Below are 6,479 nucleotides of genomic sequence, written 5' to 3'. Positions count from 1 at the left end.
TCGTCGTGGACCTCGTCCCACGAGTAGCCGAACTCGCGCACCAGCCATGTCTCGATGAGGCGGTGACGCCGGATGATCGCGGCGGCGCGCCGCTCGCCGGCCTCGCTCAACGACACCGGACCGTACGGGCGGTGGGTCACGAGCCCCTGCGCGGCGAGCTTCTGCACCATCTCGGTGACGCTCGACGGCGCGAGCCCCAGCTCGGCCGCCAGCTGCGACGGCGTGATGCGGTCGTCCTGCCACTCGGTGTGGTGGTAGATCGTCTTCAGGTAGTCATCGACCGCGGGTGAGGGCACGGCCACCAGGCTACCCGCGGCCCCCGGCCCTCACCCTCTCGCTCAGGCGGTCAGCACGAGGAAGAGCAGCACTGCGTTGAGCGCGATGAGGAAGACGGATGCCGCCACCCCCGCGATCGTCGTCCACGCGCGGTTGCGGAACGGGCCGAGCACATCGCGGTTCGCCGTGAGGGCGACCAGCGGCACCAGCGCGAACGGGATCCCGAACGACAGCACCACCTGGCTGAGCACGAGGGCGGCCGTGGGATCGAACCCGAGCGCGAGGATGATGAGCGCCGGGACCAGCGTCACGAGCCGCCGCGCGAGCAGCGGCACGCGGATGTGCAGCAGGCCGTGCATGATCTCAGCGCCCGCGTACGCGCCGACGGACGTGCTCGCCAGCCCGCTCGCGAGCAGTCCGACCGCGAACAAGGTCGCGACGAGAGGGCCGAGGCCCGCGTAGAGCGCGGCATAGGCGCCTTCGAGCGAGTCGGTACCGGGCACCCCCGCGAGGTTCGCGGCCGCCAGCAGCAGGATGCACAGGTTGACGGTGCCCGCGATCAGCATCGCGATCGACACGTCCCACCTCGTCGCTCGCAGCAGCCGCCGGGTCGGGATGCCGCGCAGCTCGGCGAGGGTCGGGTCGGCCGAGCCGCGGTCGCTGAGCGGGTGAGCACCGGATGCCGAGAGGTCGGTCGCCCCGGAGTGGCGCACGACGATTCGTTCCTCGGGTTCGGTGCGCGAAGCGGCGCCGTGGGGCGTGGAAAGCGCGCCCCGGACGGACGATTCGTGCCCCGGACCCGAGGCGGTGCCGGTGCGCGGCGCGAACCGGTCCCGCGCGAGGGCGCTGTGCGCGTAGATCGCATGCGGCATGATCGTCGCGCCGAGGATCGAGGCAGCCAGCAGCACCGAGTCGGTCCCCTCGAAGCGGGGGACGAGACCGCCGACCACGCCGGCGGGGTCGGGTGGCGCGACGAGCACCCCGAACGTGAACCCCAGCGCGATGACGGCCAGCAGGCCGATGACGACGAACTCGAAGGTGCGCGGGCCGCGCCGCGACTGGATCAGCAGCAGCGCGATCGACACCGCGCCGGTGATGGCGCCGCCCCACACCAGCGGCAGACCGAACAGCAGGTTGAGCGCCACGGCGCCGCCGATCACCTCGGCGATGTCGGTCGCCATCGCGACGAGCTCGGCCTGCAGCCAGTACGCGCGGCGCGCCCACGGGCGGCGGATGCGGCCGCCCAGGGTCTCGGGCAGGCTCCGGCCGGTGACGATCCCGAGCTTGGCCGAGAGGTACTGGATCAGCCACGCCATGACGTTGCCGAGCACCACGACCCACACCAGCAGGTAGCCGTAGCGGGCACCGGCGGTCATGTTGCTGGCGACGTTGCCGGGGTCGAGATACGCGACGCCCGCGACCAGGGCGGGGCCGATCAGCCACGCGGCGCGGGGGACGCTCGGTGCCCGGCGAACGGCGGTCGAGGCATCCGGACCCGTCGCTGTTTTCGGCATACCGAAAACATACGGCAGATTTCGGCATGCCGAAAGGTCGGCAATCGTGCGTGAGTGCAGGCAGGCCGGGAGCGGATCGCGTGTGGGCGCGGCGCAGACCGGACTCTAGTCACACCGAGCCTGCGGAACCGCACGTTTCGGCGGATACCCTGGGCCGGTGACCGCACCCGAGCAGCCCGCACCCCACACCGAGCCGAGCGAGCCCCTGCTGCCGGTCGGGGTCGGACCGTGGCCGGGGGGACCCGAGGTCTGGCCCGACGACGCGCGCTACGACCCCGACCTGCTGGCGAACGGCGACGCCCGCAACGTCGTCGACCGCTACCGGTACTGGACGATGGACGCCATCGTCGCCGACCTCGACGAGCGGCGCCACGGCTTCCACGTCGCGATCGAGAACTGGCAGCACGACATGAACATCGGCTCGATCGTGCGCAGCGCCAACGCGTTCCTCGCCGCCGAGGTGCACATCATCGGCAAGCGCCGCTGGAACCGCCGCGGCGCCATGGTCACCGACCGGTACCAGCACGTGCGCCACCACGAGACGGTCGAGGCGTTCGCGGAGTGGGCTGCGGCGGCATCCCTCCCGGTCATCGCGATCGACAACGTCGACGGCTCGGTGCCGCTGCCCGCCGCCGACCTGCCCGAGGCCTGCGTGCTGCTGTTCGGGCAGGAAGGGCCCGGGCTCTCGCCCGAGGCGCTGGCCGCGGCATCCACCACCGTCGAGATCGAGCAGTACGGCTCGACGCGCTCCATCAACGCCAGCGCGGCTGCGGCCGTCGTGATGTACGAGTGGTGCCGCCGCTGGGCGTGAGCCTCGTCAGGCGCCGACGGTCATCCAGGCCGAGCCGCGCACGCGCCACCCGAGCGTGATCAGCCTCGCGAGCATGTAGACGCCGAAGAACGCGACGGCCAGCCAGGCGAGACCGGCCGCGCCGCCCGGGTGCAGCATGGCGATGATCACGAGCGCCGGCACGAACGGCACGAGGTTCAGCACCCCGACGATCGCGAGGTACCGGGCGTCGCCGGCTCCGATCAGCACGCCGTCGAGCACGAAGACCACGCCGCACACCGGCTGCGCGACGGCCAGCACGATGAGCGCGGGCTGCACGAGGGCGGCGATCGCCGCGTCCCCGGTGAACAGCAGGCCGAGGACGCCCGACAGCGCACCGATGACCACGCCGGTGATGATGCCGAACCAGGCGCCCCACGCGACGGTGCGGCCGAGCACGCGGCGCACGGTGTGCGGGTCGTCGGCGCCGAGGCCCTTGCCGACGAGCGCCTGCGCGGCGATGGCGAGCGCGTCGAGCGCGAAGGCCGCCGTGGAGAAGATCGTGAACGCGACCTGCCAGCCGGCGAGCTCGTCGGTGCCCAGGCCGGTCGCGACGGCGACCGTCGCGAGCAGTGCGACGCGCAGCGACACCGTGCGCAGGAACAGCCACCCACCTGACCGCGCCGATCCGCGCACGCCGTCGCGCTGGGGGCGGATGGATGCCTCGTGCCGGCGGGCGAGCCGGCCGATGACCAGCACGTACGCGGCCACCATGCCCCATTGGGCCACGACCGTGCCGAAGGCGGAACCGGCGATGCCCCAGCCGAGGCCGTAGATGAAGAGCCAGTTGAGGAGCGCGTTGGCCCCGAATCCGAGGCCTGCGATCCACAGCGGCGTCACCGTGTCCTGCATGCCGCGCAGCAGGCCGGTCGCCGCGAACACCACGAGCATCGCGGGCAGGCCCCACATCGAGATGCCGAGGTAGATCTCGGCCTGCTCGGCGACGCCCGCCGGTGCGCCGAACAGGGTCACCAGGAAGGGGGTCGCCAAGTAGCCGACCACCGCCAGCACCGCGCCGAGACCGAGGGCGAGCCACATGCCGTCGATGCCCACCGACACCGCGCGCGACGGATCGCCGGCGCCGAACCGGCGGGCGACGGCGGGTGTCGTCGAATACGCGAGGAACACCATGAGGCCGACGATGGTCTGCAGCACGGCCGAGGCGATCCCGAGGCCCGCCAGCGGCACCACCCCGAGGTGCCCGACGAGGGCCGAGTCGACGATGAGGAACAGCGGCTCGGCGATGAGTGCGCCGAGCGCCGGCACGGCGAGCCGCAGGATGTCGCGGTTCAGGGTGTCTCGGGCGCTCGTCACCCTCCGAGCCTAGGGCGGGCCGCCGACGCCGGATCGCGGCGCCCCTGTGCGGGCTCCCTCGGTCGAGGACGTGGAGGGATGCCGCAGGCCGAGCCCATGCGCGCACCACGGGATCCACGGGTAACGACCGCGCTACGGTCCCGGCGCGCGGCTTCCCGCGGTCGGCCGGGCGGCTAACCTGGAACGCATGACCGACGCCCCCCGCTCCGGTCTCGCGCTCGAGGAACTCAGCGCCGAGATCCGCCCTCAGGATGACCTGTTCCGCCACGTCAACGGCTCGTGGATCGAGCGGACGGAGATCCCCGAAGACAAGGCGCGCTGGGGCTCGTTCCACCTGATCGCCGAGCAGGCCGAGAAGGACGTCCACGCGATCGTCGAGGAGTCGCAGCAGGCGGAGGCGGGCACCGAGGCGCGCAAGATCGGCGACCTCTACACGAGCTTCATGGACACCGAGCGCATCGAGGCGCAGGGCGCGGCTCCGCTGGCCGACACGCTGGCGCGCGTCGAGGCGGTCGCCGACATCCCCGGGTTCCTCCGCACGATCGGCGAGTTCGAGCGCGACGGCGTCGCCGCGCTGATCCACCTCTACATCGAGCCCGACCCGGGCAACCCGCAGCGGTACGTGCCGTTCTTCCTGCAGGGCGGGCTGTCGCTCCCGGACGAGAGCTACTACCGGCTCGAGAACTTCCAAGAGACGCGCATCGCGTTCCGCTCGCACGTGCACCGCATCCTCGAGCTCGCCGGAGTGGCAGAGGCCGAGGCATCCGCAGACCGCATCGTCGCGCTCGAGACCGAGCTCGCCACCCACCACTGGGACAACGTGTCGAGCCGGGATGCCGTCAAGACCTACAACCTGAAGACGTGGGACGAGGTGCAGGCGCTCGTCGGCGTCGACCTCACGCCGTGGCGCGAGGGGGCCGCCCCCGAGCACGCGGACGCGTTCGCCGAGATCAACGTCTACCAGCCGAGCTTCTTCGAGGGCCTGGGCGCGCTGCTGGTCGAGGACCGCCTCGAGGACTGGAAGGCCTGGCTGCGCTTCGCCGTCGTCCACTCGGCCGCGCCGTTCCTCTCGGAGGAGTTCGTCGCCGAGAACTTCGGGTTCTACGGCACGCAGCTCACCGGCGTCCCGGTCAACCGCGAGCGCTGGAAGCGCGGCGTCAGCCTCACCGAGGCGGCGATGGGCGAGGCCATCGGCCGGGTCTACGTGGAGCGGCACTTCCCGCCGGCGGCCAAGGTCGCGATGGACGAGCTCGTCGGCAACCTCATCGAGGCGTACCGCCAGTCGATCACCGACCTGGAGTGGATGAGCCCCGAGACCCGCGAGCGCGCGCTCGCCAAGCTCGACGCCTTCACGCCGAAGATCGGCTACCCGACGACGTGGAAGGACTACTCCACGCTCGAGATCGACGCCGAGGACCTCGTCGGCAACGTGCGCCGGGCGCACGTGTGGGAGCACGACCGCCAGCTCGCCAAGGTCGGCCAGCCGATCGACCGCGACGAGTGGTTCATGACGCCGCAGACCGTCAACGCGTACTACAACCCGCTCATGAACGAGATCGTGTTCCCCGCGGCCATCCTGCAGTACCCGTTCTTCGACGCCGAACGTGACGCCGCTGCGAACTACGGCGGCATCGGCGCGGTCATCGGGCACGAGATCGGCCACGGCTTCGACGACCAGGGCAGCCGCTTCGACGGCGACGGTTCGCTACGCGACTGGTGGACCGACGACGACCGCGCCGCGTTCGAGGAGCGCACCAAGAGCCTCATCGCGCAGTACGACGCGCTCGTGCCGCAGGGGCTCGCCGAGGAGAACCACGTCAACGGCGCGCTCACGATCGGCGAGAACATCGGCGACCTCGGCGGTCTCGGCATCGCGATCCGCGCGTACGCCCTGTCGCTCGGCACCGATGAAGAGGGCGTGGCCGTGGAGGCGCCCGAGATCGACGGCTTCACCGGCATCCAGCGTCTGCTCCTGAGCTGGGCGCAGATCTGGCAGCAGAAGGGCCGCGACGCCGAGACCATCCGCCTGCTGACGATCGACCCGCACTCGCCCAACGAGTTCCGGTGCAACCAGATCGTCCGCAACATCGACGCGTTCTACGACGCGTTCGGTGTCACCGAGTCGGACGCGCTCTGGCTCGACGAGGGTCAGCGCGTCACCATCTGGTGACGTCCGACCCCCTGCCCCCGACGCCGCGCTGGAAGCGGCGTCACCACCGCACCACACCGAGAACTGGGGAAGGACGCTCCGTGGGCATGGAGCCCCGAAAGGATGCCGAGTCGCTGCGGGGGGCGCGACGAAGCACCGGAAAACGACTGCCGAAGCGTGCAGCCGTCGGTCGTCGTTCGTTCGCGTCGACGCTGAAGGCGCTCGACGACCTCGCCGCGTCCGGCGCGAAGATCTCGGTGAGGATCACCGACCTCGACCGCGGCACGTCGGTGCTCTCGGGCGACGACTTCGTGACGCTGCCGGTGGCGGGCCTCGGCGTCGTGCCGCTGCTGATCGAGGTGGCCGCCGCGTTCGAGTCCGGCCGCCTCGAGCCGCT

5 protein-coding genes and 1 pseudogene are annotated in these 6,479 nt (G+C 71.5%); 3 read left to right on the top strand and 3 right to left on the bottom strand.

Annotated features, from left to right (window positions below; genetic code table 11):
• On the bottom strand, positions 1-296 hold a 296-nt coding region (locus ACTHNQ_RS06355; RefSeq protein WP_440332089.1), incomplete at its 3' end, for a metal-dependent transcriptional regulator.
• 42 nt (positions 297-338) lie between these two features.
• Complete coding sequence (locus tag ACTHNQ_RS06350; RefSeq protein ID WP_440332087.1) at positions 339-1,790, bottom strand: Nramp family divalent metal transporter; 1,452 nt, start codon at positions 1,788-1,790, stop codon at positions 339-341.
• 157 nt (positions 1,791-1,947) lie between these two features.
• On the opposite strand from ACTHNQ_RS06350, the gene ACTHNQ_RS06345 reads away from it, so the two are divergent.
• Complete coding sequence (locus ACTHNQ_RS06345; RefSeq protein WP_440332085.1) at positions 1,948-2,601, top strand: TrmH family RNA methyltransferase; 654 nt, start codon at positions 1,948-1,950, stop codon at positions 2,599-2,601.
• Positions 2,602-2,607: 6 nt separating this feature from the next.
• Here ACTHNQ_RS06345 and ACTHNQ_RS06340 read toward each other — a convergent pair whose 3' ends face one another.
• The gene (locus ACTHNQ_RS06340) at positions 2,608-3,933 is read right to left on the bottom strand and encodes an MATE family efflux transporter (protein ID WP_440332083.1); all 1,326 of its coding nucleotides are present in this window, start codon (positions 3,931-3,933) and stop codon (positions 2,608-2,610) included.
• A 187-nt stretch (positions 3,934-4,120) separates the two neighbouring features.
• Here ACTHNQ_RS06340 and ACTHNQ_RS06335 point away from each other — a divergent pair, with 187 nt between their 5' ends.
• Both ACTHNQ_RS06335 and ACTHNQ_RS06330 read left to right on the top strand, forming a co-directional pair.
• On the top strand, positions 4,121-6,103 hold the full coding sequence (locus ACTHNQ_RS06335) for a M13 family metallopeptidase (RefSeq protein ID WP_440332081.1): 1,983 nt from the start codon (positions 4,121-4,123) through the stop codon (positions 6,101-6,103).
• Between the two features lie 86 nt (positions 6,104-6,189).
• A pseudogene (locus ACTHNQ_RS06330) lies at positions 6,190-6,479 on the top strand (serine hydrolase); the annotation flags it as partial.

It is taken from the genome of Microbacterium sp. (assembly GCF_051953575.1).
Classification (GTDB): Bacteria; Actinomycetota; Actinomycetes; order Actinomycetales; family Microbacteriaceae; genus Microbacterium.
The sequence above is the reverse complement of the archived record's forward strand: the minus strand, read 5'-3'. Positions and strand labels throughout refer to the sequence as shown.

What these genes read in the sequence shown, in the direction of transcription:
- ACTHNQ_RS06335 (WP_440332081.1), top strand. Translation starts at nt 4,121, where the DNA reads ATGACCGACGCCCCCCGCTCCGGTCTCGCGCTCGAGGAACTCAGCGCC.
- ACTHNQ_RS06350 (WP_440332087.1), bottom strand. Translation starts at nt 1,790, where the DNA reads ATGCCGAAAACAGCGACGGGTCCGGATGCCTCGACCGCCGTTCGCCGG.